Source organism: Agrobacterium sp. Azo12 (genome assembly GCF_029193765.2).
GTDB lineage: Bacteria > Pseudomonadota > Alphaproteobacteria > Rhizobiales > Rhizobiaceae > Agrobacterium.
In genome coordinates this window covers 1,854,414-1,873,911 of the sequence record NZ_JARFYO020000001.1, presented here as the reverse complement: position 1 = coordinate 1,873,911, position 19,498 = coordinate 1,854,414, and the positions used below count along the sequence as shown (strand labels likewise).

The window sequence follows — 19,498 nt, the reverse complement described above, 5'->3', positions numbered from 1 at the left end:
GAGATCACCCTTCATTATCAAGCATTTCACGAACCGCAACGGCCAGCTGTTTCAAGGAGAACGGTTTGGGCAGGAAGCCGAACTTGGCATCCTCAGGCAGGTTCTTGGCAAAGGCGTCTTCTGCGTAACCGGATACAAAAATGAACTTCATGTCTGGATAGTTCTTGCGCAGTTCGCGCAGCAGCGACGGGCCATCCATTTCCGGCATGACAACGTCGGAGACAACGATATCAACCTTGCCTTCCAGCTCTTCCATCACATCCAGCGCCTCGATGCCGGAACCGGCCTCGTGCACCGTGTAACCACGGGTTTCCAGCATACGCTTTCCACCACGGCGAACAGCCTCTTCGTCTTCCACCAGAAGAACGACGGCAGACTTGCCGGTCAGGTCGACATCGTCATTCTTGGCAGCTGCGGCTGGTGCTGCGCCGAGTAGCTTTTTATCGCCAGCGGCAGCGGCGACTTCAGGATCAACGGCAACAACCTCGACGATGTGGCGTGGCAGGAAGATACGGAATGCCGTGCCCTTGCCCACTTCCGATTCGGGGTAGATGTAACCGCCGGATTGTTTGACGATGCCATAGACCATCGACAGGCCAAGACCGGTGCCCTTACCAACATCCTTGGTGGTGAAGAACGGCTCGAAAATCTTGTCCATGATTTCAGGCGCAATACCGGTGCCGGTATCGGACACTTCAATCATCACCAGTTCTTCGATTGGAATGTCTGGCCTGTTCAGCGCGGCAGCGTCTTCAGTGCTGATGTTGCGCGTCTTGATACGAATGGTACCACCGTTTGGCATGGCATCACGCGCATTGACGCACAGATTGATCAGCACCTGTTCGAACTGCGACAGATCGGTTTTGACCGACCACAGGTCACGGCCGTAATCGACCTCCAGCTTGACATTGGTGCCGGAAATCAGCCGGTCGACCAACATGCGCAGGTCACCGACGACATCGGTCATGTTCAACACGGCTGGACGCATGGTCTGCTTACGCGAGAAGGCCAGCAACTGGCGCACCAGCACGGCCGCACGGTTGGCGTTGCGCTTGATTTCCATCAGGTCGGCAAAGGAGGCGTCGGCTGGACGCGCCTGCAACAAAAGATGGTCAGACGACAGCAGGATGGCGGTCAGCACGTTGTTGAAGTCGTGCGCGATGCCACCGGCCAGCGTGCCGACTGCGTTCATCTTCTGGGTCTGTGCCATCTGGGTTTCGAGCGCCTTCTGCTCTGTCACCTCGATGGCATAAACGATGGCGACCTCTTCAGGCGCCTCCTCATTCTGGTCGATAACCGCATTCACGTAATAGCGGAAATGGCGGCCTTCTTCGCCCGGATGACGGGAATCGAAGGGTGCAATATCGCCCTGACGGTCACGGGCTGCTTCCAGCGCATGCGCCAGATGACCCTTTTCATTGTCGTGGATGACCTTTTCAAACGGAATGCCGCGATCAACATCATCACGACTAACCACCGACGAGAACAGTTTGAGGAACGGCGCATTGGTGCGCAGAATGCGGCCCTGCCCGTCCAGCGAGGCAATAGCCATTGGCGTGTTGTTGAAAAAGCGGGTGAAGCGCATGGCCGAGGCCGACCGATCATCGCTTTCGACATTGGTGCGCATCAGCACGATGGTGCGGCTTTCGCCGATAGAACCATCGCGGGCGGCGGCAACCTTGTGCACGAGGCGAACCGGCACGCTCTGGCCATTGGCCTTGCGCATGTCCAGATCAACCGTTTCGGTGCGTGACTGGCCAGCCGACGGCTTGACCGATTGCAGCAAAGCCATGCCCTCGCCCGCCACAATATCGGACACTGTCATTGAACCCGGCGCAAACTGGGCAAGGTCGATCCCCAGCCATTCGGCCAGCGTGGCGTTCAAATAGATAATCTCACCCTTCTTACCGGCCGAGAAGAAACCTGATGGTGCGTGGTCGAGATAATCGATGGCATTTTGCAGCTCGCGGAAAAATCTCTCCTGATCTTCACGCTCGGCGGTGATGTCGATGATCTGGAACACGTGCAACGCATCGCCGCTGGCCTCGATCAACAGACGGGCTTTCAGGCGGTACCAATGCGGGCCGGATGACGTCGTGCCATCACCGATCGATTTCAGCAGCCGGAATTCTTCGTGGCCGCTCTGGCCTTCGCGCAGTTTGTTGATCAGCCGGTACAGTGCTTCGGTCGATTCGCGATTGCGCGACAGCAGCGTCTCAAGGCTCTGGATATCCATGGCCTTGACCGCGCCGGTCATCTGGCAATAGGCGCTGTTGGCATAAACGATGCGGCCCTTGGGATCGGTGACGATGATCCCATCGGGATGGCTTGCCAGAAAGCGTCTCGCCAGCACGTCGGAGCGCGACTGCGGCATGACCTCGATAAAACCGATGATCGACGACACCAGAAAAAATATGCCGACCATGGCGAGCACGCCAAGAATGCCCAGCACGATCTCGTTTTCGAGAGAATCCTTGAAATAGACGAAGGCCACGGCAGCGGCCACCAGAATGACCGCAAGGAAAAGTATTCGTACAACCGTTCCTGAACGGGCTTGCCTGTCCATCAATGGCAGGTCGTCATTTTCGCTGGCCTGGCCCACCCGTGTCATCTCAACCTCGTATTCTTGCAGCTCATTTCCGTGAAACACACGGAATCGCCCACCTCTTGCCCTTGTAGCAAGTTAACCAGCCAGCCAAAAGCTATGCTGCGACATAACCACCATCAAACCATCAAGAAATTGAAGGAAATCACCACAGATTAGTGCGTGTATACGGAATGATTTGCTCCGCAGGTTAGATATAATCCGGGACAACAGCGATAAAATCTTGTCAGCGACTTAAAAAAATCGTCTTTTTGAGCAACTTAGCGGATAATGTAACATCCGTTTATAAGGATTTGTCCGCTTTCGAATTTTAGAAAGACGCAACTATCATGGATATGGTGAACGAGGCCCTCGGCTCGTACGGAAACAATCTCATTATTGCTGTCGTCGGTGTTGGCGTTGCATTAATCGGTCTTGCTATCGTCCTGTGGCTGATAAAGCGGCGCGGCGGCTCTTCCCCCTTCATTCGTGGCGGCAGAAATCGCCAGCCGCGCTTGCAGGTGCTGGATGCGGCAGCTGTCGATGCGCGCCGCCGGCTGGTTCTGGTGCGCCGGGACAATGTCGAACATCTTGTGATGATTGGCGGCCCGACCGATATCGTCATTGAAAGCGGCATTGGCGCCATTCCGGTTCTGACGCCGGTCGATCAGCGTGACAACCTTCTGTCCAGCTCACCTTATGATGATGAGCGGCAAGAGCAGGTTGAGAAGCGCGAGACCCCGCGCACGATTTCGCAGACCCGTGAAGTGACCCATGAGCAGCCGGTCAACGCCGCGCCAATCGTGACCCCTGCCCCTGTGGCCGCACCGGTCGTGCCGCCTGCGCCTACTCCGGCTCCGGCACCCGTGATCACGCCACCACCGGTCGTTTCCTCTGCGCCGGCTTCAGCGCCTGCACCTGTCATCACACCACCACCTGTGGTGCCACCAATCATCACGCCGGCCGCCCCTGCTGTTGCTCCGACAGTGGCAACGCCATCCGTGACCAGGGAACCCTCTGTCGCAAGACCGGCACCATCGGTTGAACCTGCGTCCGAGGCGCCACGCCCACTGCGCCAGGAGCCACCCGTTGTAGCGCCTGCCAGCGCGCCAGCTGCTTCTGCAGTCCAGTCGCCTATTACCCAGCCTACCACCCAAGCTGCGCCATCTCCGGCTGCTCCACCGGTTGCTGGCCCTATTGCACCGTCGGTCATCGACAGACCGCCAGTCGTAGTTGCCGCAGCCCCCGTGCCTGCCGCCGTTGCAACACCACCCGATGTCGTGCCACCCATCAAACCAGCAGCTGTGACAACAGCGGTCGAGCCTCCACCGATCCTGCAGACGTCGCCCTATACGCTTGATGAGATCAATGCCGGCGACATCCTGGAATCGGCGCGCAACCGTGTTCTGCCAAACCGCGACACTGTTGAACCGCCAATCAAGCCGGTCGCACCCGCCCCTGAGCCAACTTTGTCGAACGAGGCTCTGAGCAGCGACTTTGAAAAGTTCCTGGAAGCGGAAATCGCCAAGAGCGCTCCTGCTGCTGAGCAAGGTTTTGCGCAGGTTACCAGCACACAGCAGCAACCACGCCGTGACCCTTCTGCCCCGCCCATTTCCGGCGCCTCGACCGAAAACGAGATCCAGAAGGAAATGGCGCGCATCTTCGGCGAAATGTCCGTGACACGCGATCGGTAATAACGGGCCACAATCTGCCATCAGCAGACATGAAAAAAGGCGCGTAAAACGCGCCTTTTTTATTGGTCAGTTGAAACTCATCGGCGTTCACCGTTTGAGATCACTCGTCGCGATAAACTTTCTCGCGACGTTCATGGCGTTCCTGAGCTTCGATGGAAAGCGTTGCGATTGGGCGGGCATCAAGCCGTTTCAAGCCAATAGGCTCACCGGTTTCTTCACAGTAACCGTAGGTTCCCTCGTCAATACGCTGCAAGGCAGCATCGATTTTGGAAATAAGCTTGCGCTGCCTGTCTCTTGCTCTCAGTTCGATGGCGCGGTCTGTTTCCGAAGAGGCGCGATCAGCAATGTCAGGATGGTTTGCACTTTCTTCCGCGAGATGACCAAGGGTCTCTTTTGCTTCGCGAAGGATGTCATTTTTCCAACCAATCAGTTTCGCACGAAAGTACGCGCGCTGATTGGCATTCATGAACTCATCATTCTCAGAGAGCACATAGTCACTAAGATCGATCTTCTCACTCAACGCGATTCTCCTCGAAGAACATCTCTTATGCGGCGGTGTATACTCCAAGGACCTATAGAGATTCAAGCCTTCTGAGAGGTTTTAAGGCATTTTTAAAGTTGTCACAAAAATCAGCTAAATGTCCATTTTTTAATCCCTTTTACAATCCGTGAATAGCCAGCGTCAAAACACTGATTGCATTCGCGTATTCCTTGAGGACACTTGAGGCAAAGCAGTCTATTCTTCAAGAACCGGAATTTTACAGAATGGAATCTCAACAGATGGCGCTGCACTCTACTTCCCTCAACCGTGTCTATCTGCTTCGTCATGCCCATTCCGGCATGGCAAATCCGGGTCAGGGAGATTTCGACAGAACACTTGATGACAGAGGTTATGCGGAAGCGGAAATCATTGCGGACAAGGCCGCTGACAAGGGCTATCGCCCGCAGGTCATCCTGTGCTCAACGGCTGTACGCTGCCGCCAGACAAGCGATGCGATCCGCCGTTCGCTGCCAGGTCAGCCGGAGATTACCTTCATTGATGAAATGTATAATGCCAGCGAACAAACGTATCTCGACCTGATTTCCTCACAAAGCGAAAGTCAATCGGTGATGTTGATCGGCCATAATCCAACTATTGCCGACCTCTTGGAATCACTGGTTGGCGAAGATGATTTCCACAGCCATTTACCGTCAGGTTTCCCTACCGCCGGCCTTGCGGTGCTCAGTTGTGATGCCAGCGACGACGCATCGCCGCTGAAGTGGAAAGTTGTAGATTTCATTGCGCCATAAAAGCCGCGGCCGCCGTCGGCCCGGTATATTTCTGTTTTCCAGCCACTTTTTTAAGCACCAATCCTTCTTATATTTGTGGAGAAATTTCTAATTTTAATGGGATAATTGCTCTTGCCCCCATCGCTTTCATCGATAACAGACGGCGCGCTGATCGCATTTGACAATCTTTATGACCGGGCAAGTTCCTTGACGCATCCCACATTGCGGCTCGGCGTGACCGGCCTTTCGCGTGCCGGCAAGACGGTTTTTATCTCCTCGCTGGTGCATAATCTGCTGAATGGCGGCCGCTTGCCGCTGTTTGAACCGGTGCGATCCGGCCGTGTGTCCTCCATCCGGCTGGAACCACAGCCTGACGACGCCATTCCACGCTTTCAGTACGAAGACCACATCCAGGCGCTGGTGCGCGACCGCAGCTGGCCTGATTCGACCCGCGCCATTTCCGAGCTTCGCATTACCATTGATTACCAGAGCGCCAGCGGCTGGGGTCGCTGGTTGTCGCCCGGCCAGTTGTCGATCGACATTATCGACTATCCCGGCGAATGGCTGCTGGACCTGCCGTTGCTAGAACGCGACTACAACACGTTCAGCAATGAGACTGTCGAATTGGCCAGAACTGGCGTGCGGGCAGAGCTGGCCCGTGACTGGCTGGAGTATGCCGCCACTCTCGACGTGAATGCACCGGCCGATGAAATGACAGCCAAGAAACTGGCAGAACATTTCAGCGGCTATCTGCGCGCCTGCAAATCCGATGAGCGGTCGCTATCTACCCTGCCACCGGGCCGTTTCCTGATGCCAGGCGATCTTGAAGGATCACCTGCCCTGACTTTTGCGCCGCTGCCGGGCCTGACAGATGAAAAAGCCCCCAAGGGCTCACTGCGCGCCATGATGGAGCGGCGTTACGACGCTTATAAAAACATCGTGGTGAAACCGTTCTTCCGTGAACACTTTGCCCGCCTTGACCGCCAGATCGTGCTGATCGATGCGCTGCAGGCCGTCAATCGCGGTCAGGAAGCGTTGCACGACCTGGAACGGGCGCTGGGCGACGTGCTGGCCTGCTTCCGTCCCGGCACCAATACGCTGCTGTCGTCGCTTCTGGGGCGGCGCATCGACAAGGTTCTGGTGGCTGCCACCAAGGCCGACCATCTGCACCATGAAAGCCATGACCGGCTGGAAAGCCTGACGCGCCGACTGGTGGACCGCGCCATTACCCGCATTGGCATGAGCGGTGCCGGCATTGACGTGATGGCGCTGGCCTCGGTGCGTGCAACGCGTGAGGCAACGGTCAAACAGGATGGCCACACCCTGCCGGTGATCGTCGGCACGCCGATATCAGGTGAAAGCATCAATGGCGAAATATTCGACGGCAACCGCGCCACGGCAATCTTTCCCGGCGACCTGCCGGAAAATCCCGAACCGCTATTTGCCGCTGATAATAGTGACGGCATGCCCGACATTAATTTTGTGCGGTTCCGGCCGCCGCAGATCGAAGAAACTGGCGGTGGCATCAAGCTCTCGGTTCCCCATATCCGGCTTGACCGTGCCATGCAGTTCCTTTTCGGAGACAGGCTCGCATGACCAATTTCAACAATGATGGCCCGACACCAGGCAAAAGACGCCCCGAGGCATTTTCTCTCGACTCAGAAAAACAGCAGCCACCGCCAGTGCGTCGTCTACCGCAGGCCTTTGCCGGCGAAGTTGCCATAACGCCTGACGAGGATGATCCGTTTCTGGGCGGCGTGGATGCGGGCCTTGCGCCGCCGGTTGCCGAACCGCGCCCGCACCGGTTTTCCTTCGGCAAGCTGGCAATCGGTGCTTTCGGTTTCCTGTTGTCGCTGGCGCTTGGCCTGTGGGCCGACCAGCTGATCCGTGATCTGTTCACCCGCGCCGACTGGCTGGGTTACACTGCCATAACCGCCGTGGCGATTGCCGTTCTGGCGCTGCTGGTGATCGTGGCCCGCGAGGTGGCTGGCATATGGCGGCTTAACGCCGTGCAATCGCTCAAGGTCGAAGCTGAACAGGCCGCGCTGGAGCGCAAGGCAACCGCTGCGAAATCCGTTGTTGCCAAGCTTGAAAACATCCTGTCGCACCGCGCTGAAACCGCCAAGGGCCGCGCAGCATTGAAGGCAACGCAGGACGATATTATCGACGGCCCGCATCTGCTGGATTTTGCCGAGCGTGAATTGCTGACACCTATCGACCGGCAGGCGCGTGCGCTTATTCTCAACGCCTCCAAGCGCGTGTCGATCGTTACCGCCGTCAGTCCGCGCGCCATTGTCGACCTGGCCTATGTGTTGTTTGAAGTGGTGCGGCTTGTCCGTTCCATGGCCGAACTTTATGGCGGCCGCCCGGGCTCGATTGGCATGATGCGCCTGCTGCGCGATGTCATTGCACATCTGGCTGTCACCGGTTCAATTGCGGTCGGTGACGGGCTGGCACAGCAGGTTCTGGGCCATGGTCTGGCCTCCAAACTCTCGGCCCGGCTCGGTGAAGGCATGATCAACGGGCTGATGACTGCCCGCATCGGTATTGCCGCCATGGATCTGTGCCGCCCGCTGCCATTCCGCGCCTTGAAACGGCCTGGCATCAGCGATTTCATCTCGGATTTGCGGCCTGATCTGAAGGGTCAGGCCTGAGGCAAAAGGTGTAAATTCCACCCCTGCCTACACAGGGTTGAAGCCGCGAAAAGGCGCTTCAAAACTTACCAACCTGTCAATTCCTCACCCGAAATAAACCAAACATTAACCATTCCCGCAATACATTAGCCCCATCAAATCGAGGCATTTTCGCCAAGGAAAGTATCATGTATTCGCGCTTCTTTTCGGTCGTGTGCGGATTTGCCGCTGTTGTGCCGCTTGCATTTTCAATGACGCCGAGCGCTGCCAATGCAGCCTCCGCTGACGACGTTTTTTTCTCGTCGGTTGCCGGCTCCTGGAAGGGTCCGGGCGAGATTGTTGCCGGTAAATACAAAGGCACCAAGTTTACCTGTGACCTGGTGGGCGAACCTGCTGACGGCAAGGAAACCGGCATCAAGCTGGGTGGCACCTGCCGCGTTGGCGTGTTCAAGCAGCCGATGTCGGCCACCATTACCCGCAGCGGCAATGGTTACACCGGCAAGTTCCTTGACGGCGCTGAAGGCAAGGGTCTGGACATCGTGTCCGGTCAGGTTTCCGGCGACAAGGTTGTGGTTGGCATCAACCGCTCAAAGCTGAACGGTGCCATGGTTGCCCGCGTACAGAACGGCAATTCCATGAACATCACCATTTCGGTGAAAGTAGCAGACCAGATGGTTCCGGTTATCGGCCTGACACTGGCACGCGACATTGACCAGATTGCTGTCGGCTCTATTAAGAAATAAGCCGAACCAATTCTGACGACCCCTTTAAACCCGCCACCAGAGCGGGTTTTTATTTGCCTCGAAAATGCCCTCAGCACTGAGACCGGACAGCCACTGCGACACGGCCCTGCCCTTTATCACCATACCAGCGGCAATATCGGCAAGCGGCACCATAACGAAGGCGCGCTCGGTCATGCGTGGATGTGGAATTTCAATCCGCTCCGATTGCAGCGTCACATCGCCATAGGTCAACACATCGATATCGATGGTGCGCGGCCCCCAGCGCTCAATACGCACACGTTTCATGCCGCGCTCTATCTCAAGACAACGATCAAGAAGCGCCAGCGGCTGCAAGCGTGTTTTGACCAGCGCACAACAATTGTAAAAATCGGCCTGATCGGTTTTGCCCCATGGCGGTGTGCGATAAAGTTTCGACACGGCCAGCACGCCACAATCGGCGTCCTCGTCAATCAGTTTCAGCGCCTGTGCCATACTGGCTTGCGGGTCACCGATATTGCCGCCTAGCCCAAGGGCTGCAATGGTCCATTCCATGTCAGGCATGTTGTTCTACACTGACCTGCGCATAGTCGAGAATGCCGGGAACCGGCGCTGACGGTTTGCGCACCGTGATGTTGACGCGCACGATCTGCGGGTAACGCTGGCGTAGCGCAGACGCGATATCATTGGCCAGTGCCTCGATGAGATAACGGCGCTTGCCAATGACGATCTTTTCGATGACGGCAAAGGCCACGCCATAATCGACGGTGTTGTCGATATTGTCGGTCTCCAGCGCATCGCCAGCCTCGACCTCCATTTCCGCATCGACGAAGAACCGCTGACCCAGCGCCTCTTCCTGATCAAGCACACCATGGCGCGCAAAGAAGGAGCAGTTTTTCAAAAGGATTGTGTAGCGGCTCATTCTTCTTCTCCTGATTGGACCTTGCGCGCGGCAAGCATGGCATCTGCCATCGCCAGCGCATCACGGTTGACGGCAACATTGTGAACGCGAAACACCACCGCACCTGCCATGCGCAACAAGGCGGTGGTGGCGGCGGTACCGGCGTCGCGGTCGCTGGCGACCTCCCGCCCGGTGACAGCGCCAATAAAACGTTTGCGCGATGTGCCGGCCAGAATCGGCAGGCCAAGCGCCTGCAACTCACCAAACCTTGCCATCAGCGCCATATTCTCCTGCGTGTCCTTGGCAAAACCAAAACCGGGGTCCAGCATGATGGCATCGCGTTTTATGCCTGCCTTTTCAGCGGATTGTAGCGATTGTTTCAGAAAATGAATCTGGTCATCGATCACGTCAGCCAGCTTCTGGCGCTCACGTCCGGTGTGCATGATGCAGACGCCGGCGCCGGTCTCTGCGACCACTGAGGCCATATCCGGATCCTTCTGCAGCCCCCAGACATCATTGATGATATGGGCACCGGCCGCAACGGCAAGGCGAGCCGTTTCAGCCCGGTAGGTATCGATGGACAGCAGTGCATCAGTTTCTTGTGACAGCTTTTCAATCAGTGGCAGCACCCTGTCCTGCTCTTCTGCAGCACCAACGACACTGGCATCAGGACGGGTGGATTCGCCGCCGATATCGATGATGTCGGCCCCCTGCGACAGGCAGGTCATGGCATAACTGAAGGCGGCATCCACTGTGTTGAATTGGCCACCATCGGAGAAGGAATCCGGCGTAGCATTGACGATGGCCATAATACGGCCACGCCTATCCAGTTTCAGGCTTCGGCCATGAGCGGCTTGCCACACCTTGTTGTTGGCTGTTATCACCACAGTCAGGACCTTTCGATATTACAAAGAGTCACGCCAATTTGTATTGTATCACCTCCGCCTATGCAGCAATCGTTTCACGAGTTCAACCGGCAGTCTGGCACATGAATTTTATACCCGGTCTCATGCGTGCAGTTGCCGCATCTGCTTTTCTGTTTGCATTCACGCATTCAACACAGGCGGAAACCCAGTTTCAGAAATCGATCTCCTACTTCCAGATCGGGGGCAAAACTGCGGCAGATCTCGACCGTGAACTGTCCAATCGCGGCCCACTGACACAATCCACAGGTGCCAGACATCCCGGTGCCACCGAAATCAAGTTCGGCGGTGAGCTGACCTATGTGGAAAAGGACGGCCGCTGCAATATTGGCGAAGTGAAGGTCACCCTACACACCAAGATATTGCTGCCGCGCTGGAAAAACCGTGCACGCACCAGCGCCGATCTGGCGCTGATCTGGGACACGCTGTCGGCCGATATCAAACGGCATGAAGAACGCCACGCCGAGATTTCGCGCAGCTATGGCCGGATACTGGAAAAAAGATTGAAAGGTCTTCGCCCGCAAAAGACCTGTGAAGCACTGCAAGCGCAAGTGGCTGACACAACGCAGAAGGTCATGGCCGAACATGACAGCGATCAGCAGCGTTTTGACCGTATCGAAAGCAAGAACTTCGATGCACGCATGATGCGCCTGCTCAGCCACCGTCTCAAGGCACGTGAGAACTAAAGCGACGGTTTGCCCTTGAACGGTTGGGCTGTTTTTCCGCGGGCCGCGCCTCATCCATCCCTAATACCTGTGCCCTGTCCAGTCAGCCCAAGACCTTTGGCCGAACAGACTCTTTTGTCGCGCAGACGCGCTCCGCTGGCTGCCCACAGCAAGCACAAGGCATGAGGAGCGTTTGTGGAGGACGCTTTCGTCCATTGTTCGACCTCACACATTCCCGAACATCCGAACGCGCAGCGCATGTGCAAATGGCCTGGATCCCCGCCTCAAGGGCGAGGATGACGCTGGCGAGGTTTGGCCCTGCCATGCCAAAACATTGCTTATGACGCCTCCCTTGGCGCTTTGACAGCCCAACTAACCGCTGGCACCGCGCGGCTGCATCAATGTGCGCTCGGCAACAAACTTCCGTTACGTGATGTTTTCTCGTGATTTGGCCGGGCGATGGCCGTCAAGGCCGCCCGGCCAACCCTGCTCACCTAAGGTTGATCCCACGCTTTTATGATTGATTTCTTGGCGTGGCGAATCAGTGTTTTTAATTATAAAAAACTTAAATACGGAGTGGGAAAGACTTCAGATTTCAATGGATTAGGGTCGCGCCAACATGTGGTTATGCGATACCCATCCGTTCGGCAAATTTCCAAGTTGTTAGCAGCGTTCGAGTTCCCTGGCGTGTCCACAGAACCACAGGTGTCATCCTCCCTCGCCTCGTGGCGGCATGCCCGCCTGGCCTCGCTCTTCATGCGGAGAGCGAGGCTTTTTTTGACCGAAACCGAATTCGGAAAATGACCGGCGCGTTTGTTGGCAGATGGTGCCTGTAACAGGTGCCGGCAGCCGGCAATATCAGCCCTGACGCTCAGGCACGTGTACGATGAGGCCATCCAGCTCGGCGCTCATCTTGATCTGACAGGACAGACGCGAGGTTGGACGCACGTCGAATGCAAAGTCCAGCATGTCCTCTTCCATCGCTTCTGGCGGGCCGACACGTTCGGCCCATTCATCATCGACATAGACATGACAGGTAGCACAGGCACAGGCACCGCCACATTCGGCGTCAATGCCAGGAACAGAATTGCGCACGGCATTTTCCATAACGGTGGAACCGTCTGCAACATCAAGGTCAATGGTCGCGCCGTCGAAAGCAACGATTGTCAGTTTTGTCATGTCAGAAATCCAGAAATTGCGGGTTATCGTTTGTTCCACACATAGAAAGCCAAGACCCAAATGGCAACATCGATGGGGCATTCCTTTGCGTTGGAACGCCCAAGGCTTGAGGATTTTACCCCCTGCACAAACAAAAACCGCCCCGGATGGGGCGGTTTTCAAAGTACGTAAGTGCTTGCTGACTTTTCAGATCAGTTGAAACGACCGGCGGCGTGGGCCAGCATCGTGTAGACCTTGCCGGTGTCAGACGTGAGGTAGGACTGGGTTACAGTGCGGTCACGGTCTGTCTTGGCAACGTCGGCCAGCAGCTTTTCGAAGTCAGCGATGTAACGGTCAACCGCAGTTCTGAACTCCGATTCACGCTCATACTTGCGCTTGATTTCATCAAAGGTCTGTTGACCCTTCAGCGTGTAGAGGCGTCTGGTGAACACGTCGCGCTCACCGCGCTGGTAACGGCGCCACAGGTCTACCGATGCATCGTGGTCAATCGCACGGGCGATATCGACCGACAGGGAATTCAGAGATTCCACCATGTGACGCGGATTGCGGTTGTCGGTGTTGCGCGATGCCTGGCTTGGTGCTGTTTCAGCAGCCGGACGGGTTGCCGGCTGACGGACAGCAGCTGTTGCCTGCTGCGCATTCGGGTCACGTGATGCACCACGCAGCAGATCGCTGATCCAGCCACTGCCCTCACCACGCTGTACGGCCTGGTCAGAGATGGTTGTTGTCTGGACCTGCGGCTTTGCGGTTTCCAGTGGCAGGCTGCCACGCAGACCAGCAGAGGTGCCCAGCACCTGGGCCGGGGTCTGTGGCTGAGGTGCACGCGCTACAGGAGCCGCGACAGCTGGCTGTGGTGCAGGTTCTGCAACACGACGCTCAACCTGTGGGGCGGCCTGCTGTGGCGCCTGTGGAGCCGGCTGCGGGGCTGCAGGGCGTGCGTGGGAGATTTCCATCTGGGTGGCCGAGCGGCCTACCAGCTGCGAAATGTCCTGCAGCGCCTTGATCTGTTCTGCCACGGCGCGACGCATGGCGGCCGCACTTTCCTTGGCTTCTTCCGGCAGATCGAAAGCACCACGCTTCAGTTCTGCACGGGTCGAATCCAGTTCCTTGCGAATGTCCTGGCTGGAGCGACGAATTTCGTCGGTTGCGCCGGAGAAGCGGGTTACCGCCTCTTCGACTGCCAGACGCAGCGTTTCACGGACGTTTGCAGCGGCAGCCGTGGACTTCTCCGTGGCGCTGCCAAGGATGCTGTCGACGTCGGCCAGCGAGGACTGGACGCCAGTGCGAACACGGTCGGCCAGTTCGTCCGAGTACTTGCGAGCGTCCGCAAGTGTCGTTTCGATGGAACGGTTTGCTTCCTGACCGGCAGAGAGCAGCGCGTTGCGCATATTGGCAGCGGCAGACTGGGCACGCTGTTCGGTCTCGTCCAGAGCCTTGCCAACTTCAGAGAACGAAGACGACAGGTTTTCTTTCAGCGTACCGGCAACATTGGCTGCACGTTCTTCCGCATGGCCCATTGTTCCTTCAACGGACGAAACAACGTTGCGCATTGTGGCTTCAATGTCTTCAGAACGCTTGACCAGACTTACGGCCAGGCTGCGCAGGGTATCCTGACGCTCTTCCAATGTGCCAACCAAGCTGGACTGGGCCGCGCCGAGCAGATCGGATGCCTGCGACAGCATCTTGGAGTGCTCTTCGAAGCGACCAACGATACCGGCGACCTGCGACAGTGTCTGGCCGGAAATGTTCGACAGACGGTCGATCTTTCCTTCCAGCAGACGGCTGGAGCTGGACACCATGTCGGCAGCCTGCGAGGCGGTTTCGGCAAAACGGTTTGCCGTCTGACCGAGCGACTGGTCGGCCGCGTTGAAGTCTACCGAGGCCTTGCTGACCGCAGCATTGAGATCACCAACCGTCTGTTCAACGCGGTTGACGATTTCTGCATTGGTGGCCGACAGGGTTTCAACACCCTCACGGGCAGCCGTTGCGATGCGGTGGGCAGCTTCCTGACCGATATTGGCATATTGGTCGACGACCGGACGGGCCTTTTCTTCGATCAGGCGCGACAGTTCTGCCGAACGGCTGGCCAGCATCGAGTTCAGTTCGCGGGTGCGCTCATCCAGCGTCGTGCGGATGGAGTCGCCACGGGCACCAAGTGCTGCCTCAACCTGCGACAGGCTCTGGGCAATGGTGTCGGCCTGCGAACGGACCACGGTTTCTGCTTCGGCAACCTTGTTGACGATGACATTGCCAGCTTCGGAGAAGGTCTGGGCAACGGCAGCAGCCTGCGAGGACAAGCGGTTCTGCGCATCCGAAATACGGTTGATGATATCGCCGGACCGGTTTTCGATGGCCTGTGTGAACTCAGCATTACGAGCCTGCACCTGCTGGGCAAAGTCGCTGCTGGTTCTGGCCAGCAGTTCTGCCGAGCGCTGCGCTTCGCCGTCGATGTTCTGCGTGGCGGCAGAGACCGTGTCACGCAGGGTCGAGGCAAACTCGCTACCGGTTCTGGCCAGAAGTTCTGCCGAGCGCTGGGCTTCGCCATCGATGTTCTGGGTGGCTGTCGAGACCGTGTCACGCAGGGTCGAGGCAAACTCGCTACCGGTTCTGGCCAACAGTTTTGCCGAGCGCTGGGCTTCGCCACCGATGTCCTGGGTGGCGGTCGAGACCGTGTCACGCAGGGTCGAGGCAAACTCGCTACCGGTTCTGGCCAGCAGTTCTGCCGAGCGCTGGGCTTCGCCATCCATGTTCTGGGTGGTGGTGGAAACCGTGTCACGCAGGGTCGAGGCAAACTCGCTGCCGGTTCTGGCCAGAAGTTCAGCAGAACGCAGTGCTTCACCGTCCATGCTCTGGGTGGCCGAGGTCACGGCTTCACGCAGTGTCATGGCAAGACCGGTGGCCTTTTCGCCGATGGTGCGGTTGACGTTTTCAAGACCGATGTTCAGCGCGCGGTCCATGGTGCCAAGGCGCTCGTCGATGGTCGACGAAATGCGATCGGCAACCTCGCTGCCGGCGCTGACAAATTCCTGCGACCGAGTGCCGAGCGTCTCGGAGATGCGGGCATTGGCCTCATCAATCGTTGCGCTGACATTGTGCAGGTCTGTCTTGATGCGGTGCTGGAAGCCGTCAAGCGACTGGCCAAGACGGGCTTCGGTTTCACCGAGCTGGCCAGCAACGCCGCTGACCGACTGGTCGATGCGCGAGGACAGGCTGTCTGCTGCAGTGCTGATGTCCCCTGCCGCATCGCTGATCTTGCCGGCGATCTCACCAATGCCGTTGCGCAGTCTTGCTTCAAGATCGGCGCTGCTAGAGGCGATAACGCGCTGCAGGGCTTCCTGCTGACCTTCCAGAGACATTTCCAGCATGCCGGTGCTCGACGCAACGCTGGTGCCGATGGATACGGCCTGATCGGACAACATCTCGTTCAGCTTGTCGCCGGCAGAGGTCAACGTCTGCTCGATATCGGCGTGACGCTTCTCGAAGGTGTTCTTGATCTGCTCGTGCGACGCGGTCAGGCTGTGCTCGAGACGAGACACACCAGTTTCCAGCGTGCCGGCAAACTTGTCGGTGCCGCCGTCGATGGCGTTTTCGATACGGTTGGCTGCACCCGTCACGCTGTTTTCGATCAGGTAGGCAGCATCGCTGACCTTGCTGTCGATGAGGTGGGCCGCAGAACCGACGGTGTTTTCGATATGGGCAGCGTTACGGCCGAGTGTTTCAGCAATAACAGCCGACTTGTCGTCGAGCGTGTTGACCAGGCGATGTTCGATGCCGGTGACAACATTGCTGATCTCGTTGACCTTGCCGGACAGCATGCCGGAAATATTGGCCGAAGATCCCTCAAGCGTGTCGGCAAGACGCTGCTCGACGTTGATGACCGAACCGGAGATGACAGCGGCGCGCTCTTCCAGAGAACCGAGGATTGCCGAAGACGTCTGCTCGAGAGACGACGTCAGGCGGTGTTCGACACCGGCAACCGCGTTTTCGAGGTAGGTCGTCTTGTTATCCAGCGCCGTGGAAATCGACGACGACGCGCCGTCCAGCGTGCTGGCAATGCGCTGTTCAGCGTCAGATACCGTCTCTGCAAAGATCGATGTGCGGGTTTCCAGCGACATGGCGATCGACATGGAGGCGTCATCAAGCTTGTTGGCCAAGCGCTGTTCGACATCCGAAACGGCGTCGGTCAGGTAAGCCGCGCGGCTTTCCAGCGTGTTGGTGATCGAAGTCGATGCACCCTCAAGCGTGCTGGCCAGACGCTGTTCAACATCCGTGACTGCATCCGTAAGGTGAGCCGTGCGGCTTTCCAACGCGCTGGTGATCGAAGTCGAGGCGCCATCCAGTGTCGAGGCAAGGCGCTGCTCGGCATCCGAGACGGCGTCGGCCAGGAAGGATGTGCGGTTTTCCAGCGACAGCTGCATCGACATGGATGCGTCGTCCAGCTTGTTGGACAGGCGCTGTTCGGCGTCGGCAACCGCTTCGGTCAGGTAGGCCGTGCGGCTTTCCAGAGCATTGGTCATCGAAGACGAAGCACCATCCAGTGTCGAGGCAATACGCTGCTGGGCATCAGACACGGTATCCGCAAGGAAGGAGGTGCGGCTTTCCAGCGACAGCGAAATCGCCATGGAAGCATCATCCAGCGTGTTGGACAGGCGCTCTTCAACACCGGCAACTGCGCTGGTGATGTAGTTGGCCTTCTCTTCCAGTGTCTCGGCAATGGCTGTGGAGCGACCTTCGAGAGCAGCAGCAAGGCGCTGTTCGATATCGGCAACAGCATTGGTAATTTCTGCGGCCTTGGCATCGAGAATTTCAGCCATGCGCTCTGGAGCGCCAGACAGCGAGTTGGTGATGGATTCGGAGCGGTGTGCAAGCGTTTCATCAAAACGGTTCTGGCTGGCAGACAGGGCATTGAACAATGCACCGCTGCGCTCTGCCATGATGCTGTCGATACGTTCATGCGTATCGCCAAGCGCCGTGGTGATTTCCTGGGTGCGCGATGCAACGGCATTGGTCAGTTCGCGGCTACGCTCATCAAGAGCGTTTTCGAGCATTTCCTGACCGGTGCCGAGTGCTGTCGCCAGAGCGAAGGACTGGTCTGTCAGGGCAGAGCCGAGACGATCAATGCTGGAGCTCAAGATACCGTCGATGGCATCGGAACCGCCGGCAACAGCCTCGTTGATCCGGGCAAGGCTTTCCATAAGCTTGCTGTCGAGCGAACCGGCGCGACGATCAAAGGCGCTGGCAAATTCTGCAACGCGCTCGTCAAAGGCCGAGTTGACCTGACCAACTGTTGCCTGAAGGCGCTCTTCAAACAGACCCGAACGCAGGTCGAGATCCATGATCGCGTCGTCAGCCGTGGACTGCAGGCTCTTGCGGAACGACAGGCCGCGCTCGTCAAGGGTTTCACCCAGCTTGTTGAGAACGGTATCCAGCGAACCGGCAATCGCCTCTTCGCCACGGTTGAGATTATCGGACAATTCCTTGGTGCGCGATGTCAGCACTTCGTTGAGAAGACGTGTGCGCTCTTCAATTGCGGAATTGAGCTTTTCAGCGCCGGCATCCAGTGTCGAAGCCTGCGTCGCAAACTGCTCCAGCAACACACCGCCCCGGTCCGACATGGTCGAGGTGAGGTTGTGCAGGCGCATGTCGAATTCATTGGCAAGGCTGGTGCCGGATGTGTGCAGCGCCTTGAGCAGATTGTCGGTCTTGGCGGCAATCAGGCTGCCCATGGCTTCGGTCGTCACACGCGACTTCTCAAGCAGAGCAGCCGAACGGGTGTCGATCATCGAAGCAAAGGCTTCACCGGTTGTTGCCAGACGGATGGACAGCTCTTCGCCAGCCAGCGATAGTTCTTCCTTGATCTCGTCCTGCGCACCGATGATCGATGCACGGATGCGCTCGGCGTGGTTGACGATGGCGTCACGCTCCGACGACAATTCGCTGACCAGGCTGCGAACACGCAGTTCATTGTCGGCATAGCTGCGCTCAAGTGCATTCACTTCGGAATGAACGAGCGTTTCCAGCTCTGTCGCACGGGCAATGGTGCGCTCGATGCCCTCATTCATGGCGGAGACTTCGCGGCGAACCGCCTGCCCTACCGACATGATGCGGTCAGCGGCAACGGTTTCCGGCTCTGCCAGACGAAGGGCAACTTCTGCCATCGAACGGGCCGCGTTACGCAGGTCGCGGGCACGCGCCATCATGATGGCAAAGGCATAGAAAAGAATGACAGGAACAACAATGCCGACAAACACGGCCATGATGCCCGGAATGGCAAACAGTTCGGCCAATGAGCCGGCTTCCCAGATCAGGTTGCCGTAGATGGCCTGACCGAGTGCCAGGCCGCACAGCGCCCAGACAATCGAGAGGATTGTGGCGTTGCGGATGGCAGATGTGATGGATGTGCTTTCCAGCGACTTCAAAAGAGCAACCGGATTGCGCTTGGAACCGTCATTGGCGGCTTCAAGCCCCGATGCTCTGTTCTGTTCAGCGGCAGTACGCGGCGCAGGGTCTGCTACCGGCTTTCTGGACGTGTCGGGCACTTTAGCCTCCGAGGACTTTGGCGTCGATCGTCTCCGAGGCTGTGCATCTGCTTCAGATTTGCCACTCTGGAGGGCATCCTCCAGCGCCTGAAAAGCAGTCTCGTCGATCGAGTCACTGAACTTGTTATTCGCCATGCGGTTACGCCTCGTTACTAATACGCCCGGCCAGATATAACCTCGATCAGTCAGCCGCCTAAGACCGTCCGAGGCATCATGCCTACAGGAAACCCTACCCTTACACAGTAGAATATGTCCCGCTCATTACTATGCACCCCCTATGGCGCACCCCTCATTCACGGAACGAAAATAACATCATTGTGTCATTTCATAAAGTTCCGGCCTGAGCGCACGCACCATAGCAGTATCGTAGTGGCACATTTACGCCCTTGAAA

At 57.6% G+C, this 19,498-nt stretch carries 13 protein-coding genes; 6 read left to right on the top strand and 7 right to left on the bottom strand.

The window, feature by feature from the left end; translation table 11 throughout:
* Positions 1-4: 4 nt before the first annotated feature.
* Complete coding sequence (cckA, locus tag PYL13_RS08720; protein ID WP_275641028.1) at positions 5-2,611, bottom strand: cell cycle histidine kinase CckA; 2,607 nt, start codon at positions 2,609-2,611, stop codon at positions 5-7.
* A gap of 323 nt (positions 2,612-2,934) precedes the next feature.
* Between cckA and PYL13_RS08715 the strand changes: the two genes are divergently transcribed.
* Positions 2,935-4,278 (top strand): flagellar biosynthetic protein FliO, encoded by a 1,344-nt coding sequence (locus tag PYL13_RS08715; RefSeq protein ID WP_368077677.1) that lies wholly within the window; start codon positions 2,935-2,937, stop codon positions 4,276-4,278.
* Positions 4,279-4,378: 100 nt separating this feature from the next.
* Here PYL13_RS08715 and dksA read toward each other — a convergent pair whose 3' ends face one another.
* A complete protein-coding gene (gene dksA / locus PYL13_RS08710; RefSeq protein WP_192487762.1) occupies positions 4,379-4,798 on the bottom strand; it encodes an RNA polymerase-binding protein DksA in 420 nt (139 codons plus the stop codon).
* Between the two features lie 245 nt (positions 4,799-5,043).
* Between dksA and PYL13_RS08705 the strand changes: the two genes are divergently transcribed.
* The 4 genes from PYL13_RS08705 to PYL13_RS08690 all read left to right on the top strand — a co-directional run bounded on the left by PYL13_RS08705 (position 5,044) and on the right by PYL13_RS08690 (position 8,923).
* Complete coding sequence (locus PYL13_RS08705) at positions 5,044-5,568, top strand: SixA phosphatase family protein (RefSeq protein WP_275641027.1); 525 nt, start codon at positions 5,044-5,046, stop codon at positions 5,566-5,568.
* A 111-nt stretch (positions 5,569-5,679) separates the two neighbouring features.
* Positions 5,680-7,143 carry a YcjX family protein gene (locus tag PYL13_RS08700; protein ID WP_275641026.1) on the top strand — a complete coding sequence of 488 codons (1,464 nt, stop codon included), beginning with the start codon at positions 5,680-5,682 and terminating at the stop codon, positions 7,141-7,143.
* The gene (locus tag PYL13_RS08695; protein ID WP_275641025.1) at positions 7,140-8,201 is read left to right on the top strand and encodes a YcjF family protein; all 1,062 of its coding nucleotides are present in this window, start codon (positions 7,140-7,142) and stop codon (positions 8,199-8,201) included. The genes PYL13_RS08700 and PYL13_RS08695 overlap by 4 nt, the downstream gene beginning before the upstream one ends.
* Positions 8,202-8,368: 167 nt before the next feature.
* Complete coding sequence (locus PYL13_RS08690) at positions 8,369-8,923, top strand: hypothetical protein (protein ID WP_192487759.1); 555 nt, start codon at positions 8,369-8,371, stop codon at positions 8,921-8,923.
* Positions 8,924-8,947: 24 nt separating this feature from the next.
* Here the strand turns inward: PYL13_RS08690 and folK are convergent, their stop codons facing one another.
* From folK to folP, 3 genes are read right to left on the bottom strand one after another with little or no spacing between them, the layout of a single operon-like run.
* Entirely contained in the window at positions 8,948-9,463 is a 516-nt protein-coding gene (gene folK, locus PYL13_RS08685; RefSeq protein WP_275641024.1) for a 2-amino-4-hydroxy-6-hydroxymethyldihydropteridine diphosphokinase, read from the bottom strand.
* Positions 9,456-9,821 (bottom strand): dihydroneopterin aldolase, encoded by a 366-nt coding sequence (gene folB / locus PYL13_RS08680; protein WP_192487757.1) that lies wholly within the window; start codon positions 9,819-9,821, stop codon positions 9,456-9,458. Before folB ends, folK begins: the two co-directional genes overlap by 8 nt.
* On the bottom strand, positions 9,818-10,684 hold the full coding sequence (folP, locus tag PYL13_RS08675; protein ID WP_441296661.1) for a dihydropteroate synthase: 867 nt from the start codon (positions 10,682-10,684) through the stop codon (positions 9,818-9,820). The genes folB and folP overlap by 4 nt, the downstream gene beginning before the upstream one ends.
* A gap of 104 nt (positions 10,685-10,788) precedes the next feature.
* On the opposite strand from folP, the gene PYL13_RS08670 reads away from it, so the two are divergent.
* Positions 10,789-11,409 (top strand): DUF922 domain-containing Zn-dependent protease, encoded by a 621-nt coding sequence (locus tag PYL13_RS08670; RefSeq protein WP_441296634.1) that lies wholly within the window; start codon positions 10,789-10,791, stop codon positions 11,407-11,409.
* An 837-nt stretch (positions 11,410-12,246) separates the two neighbouring features.
* Here PYL13_RS08670 and PYL13_RS08665 read toward each other — a convergent pair.
* Positions 12,247-12,567, bottom strand: coding sequence for a (2Fe-2S)-binding protein (locus PYL13_RS08665; protein WP_259146619.1), 321 nt, complete (start codon positions 12,565-12,567; stop codon positions 12,247-12,249).
* A 191-nt stretch (positions 12,568-12,758) separates the two neighbouring features.
* Positions 12,759-19,241, bottom strand: coding sequence for a hypothetical protein (locus PYL13_RS08660; protein ID WP_275641022.1), 6,483 nt, complete (start codon positions 19,239-19,241; stop codon positions 12,759-12,761).
* Positions 19,242-19,498: the final 257 nt, after the last annotated feature.